The following is a 2059-nucleotide window of genomic DNA, read 5'->3' as shown; positions in this document are numbered from 1 at the left end:
AAAATAATTGACAAAAGAATTTTATGGTGATAAAATGAAATCATAAAGATAAAGGATTTGAGTGGAATGAAGAAAAAATTTTTAAGATTATTTTTAGTATCTCTTTTTGCATTAACTCTGGGTGTTCAAAACAAAACAACCTATAGTACAAGATTACCAAATACTAGTTATAGTTATAACAACTATCAGTATCGTATTTTTTCCACTGGACTTGATGTTGGAAAAGCTGATTAAGGGGAACTCAACTGTTTAGGTAAGAGAGAACATTGCACGATAGGACTTTATTTTTGTAATGAGGTTTATATAAGTTTTCCTCTCCTAGGGAAAAACTAAACTAACAAAGGAGGATAGAAAAATGTTGCATGATGAAATCGACTTTGCTGCTGAAGAAAATCTACCAGCTTTTGAAGAAACCAGTTTTGAAGATTTGTTTTTATCAACAGCCTTTGAATTGCTAACTACTCGAACTTAGCACTGTTTAAGTATCTGTGAAATCTGTAATCATATTTGTTGTCTTGCATCTATGATTACAGGTTTTACAAAGATTTGTGTTAATAATATGCTATGATTCCATAGTATGGCGCTGCTAATATAAAAATCATGAATTAATTGAAGATATTCTTGAGTATCATTGTTTTATGATTTTCTTGTAATAAAAGGAGTTAAGGCTCGTGTAGAATTAGCTTTGACTCTTTTTATTATATGTATACATTCTAAGTAAGGAGAAATATGGTGGCGAGCTACTTTTTTGAGATTGATGACTATCCGTTGAGTATTGATCCATTTATATCGACTGACTTTAATTTTAAAATTATTTCAGACTTCCTATACTATAGGTTAAAAGATGAGATAAATTGTAAAATAGTTAATCTTGATAAAAATATTATTGAAATAAGACTTTTTGATTACTTTTTAGAACGAAATATATATTCAGAAAATTTCGTAAAATGTTTTCATAGACATATACATGAGAAAACTCCATATTTTAAATATTTGATTTTTATTGAAAAGGTAGTTGTTGTTTCTCAGGATGCTTTTCGGTTATACACGAGGACAAGCCTGGACTTTTTCAAAGAAGTATTCCAATCTCATTTTATCATCCCTGTGACGTTTTTGGGGAAACCAATAAAAAAAGGAGAATTTATAAAAAACCAAGATGGATTTAAAATTATTTCAGAGGATAAAACTTATAACTTTCTAGTTAATAAAAGTTGTGAAAATACGATTGGTTTCTTAAAAGAGGGGAATCTTGATTTAACAGCTTTTTCGCATCCAAACGAATTATTACTAACTGACTGTAGTAATAATAGCTACCTATTTGATAGATATAAATTGGAATCAGTTAGAGGTAGCCTTGTATATTATTTGAAATTTTTTAATCAGCAGTTTGGAGAGTATTTTGAAGAAATCAGAAAACTATTGCATGAAGAAATTAAAAATAATCCGTTTTTGATTCCAGTTTCTGATTTTTTAGGAAGTGAGAGCAAAAATCGTATTATAAAAACTCCCAATAAGAGGTCTAGTGTATTAGGCACAGTAAAGATAGGTTATTCAAACTATTTTCCTAATAAAAAGATAGCAGTTGCTTTACAGAAAGTTTTGCTCAAAAGATATGCGGTATCTTCGGTTATTGTAGAATTTGATAATTTACAATTATTAATTGAAAATATGAACAATGTTGATATTGTTTTATCAATAACGTTTCCAGTTATTGATAATTTGAATATATTGTTGTTAGATATACTTCCAGATGTATCGAGTGAACTACAGAAGCAGATTTTAAAAGATTTTCAGCTTGGAAATTTCACAAAAATAGCAAGTTATACTTCTTTTACTAGATCTATGTTACCAATTTTTTGTTCACAATATTATTACTTTAAGAAACTAGAGAGAAGGATTGAAGTTTCTTCTTTTGGAGAGATTATAATAGATGATGATTGATAAATTTTTACAGCAATTACAAGAATATAATGATACAGATTTTATGTGTTATAATTTAGATTTTCTGAAAAATATAGTTGAAAATATTAAATCACAGTTTAAGGGAATTACAATTATG

At 27.8% G+C, this 2059-nt stretch carries 2 protein-coding genes; both read left to right on the top strand.

What is annotated here, in order from left to right:
• The first annotated feature begins 66 nt into the window (after nt 1–66).
• Complete coding sequence (locus HMPREF9965_RS13240; protein WP_004244231.1) at nt 67–234, top strand: hypothetical protein; 168 nt, start codon at nt 67–69, stop codon at nt 232–234.
• A gap of 495 nt (nt 235–729) precedes the next feature.
• The gene (locus tag HMPREF9965_RS11815) at nt 730–1941 is read left to right on the top strand and encodes a hypothetical protein (protein ID WP_000226615.1); all 1212 of its coding nucleotides are present in this window, start codon (nt 730–732) and stop codon (nt 1939–1941) included.
• The last annotated feature ends 118 nt before the right edge of the window (nt 1942–2059 follow it).

This window comes from Streptococcus mitis bv. 2 str. SK95 (genome assembly GCF_000222705.1).
Lineage (GTDB): Bacteria > Bacillota > Bacilli > Lactobacillales > Streptococcaceae > Streptococcus > Streptococcus mitis_AY.
The sequence above is the reverse complement of the archived record's forward strand: the minus strand, read 5'-3'. Positions and strand labels throughout refer to the sequence as shown.

Bases quoted from the DNA above. Each gene is read 5' to 3' on its own strand.
- HMPREF9965_RS13240 (WP_004244231.1), top strand. From the start codon at position 67: ATGAAGAAAAAATTTTTAAGATTATTTTTAGTATCTCTTTTTGCATTA.
- HMPREF9965_RS11815 (WP_000226615.1), top strand. From the start codon at position 730: ATGGTGGCGAGCTACTTTTTTGAGATTGATGACTATCCGTTGAGTATT.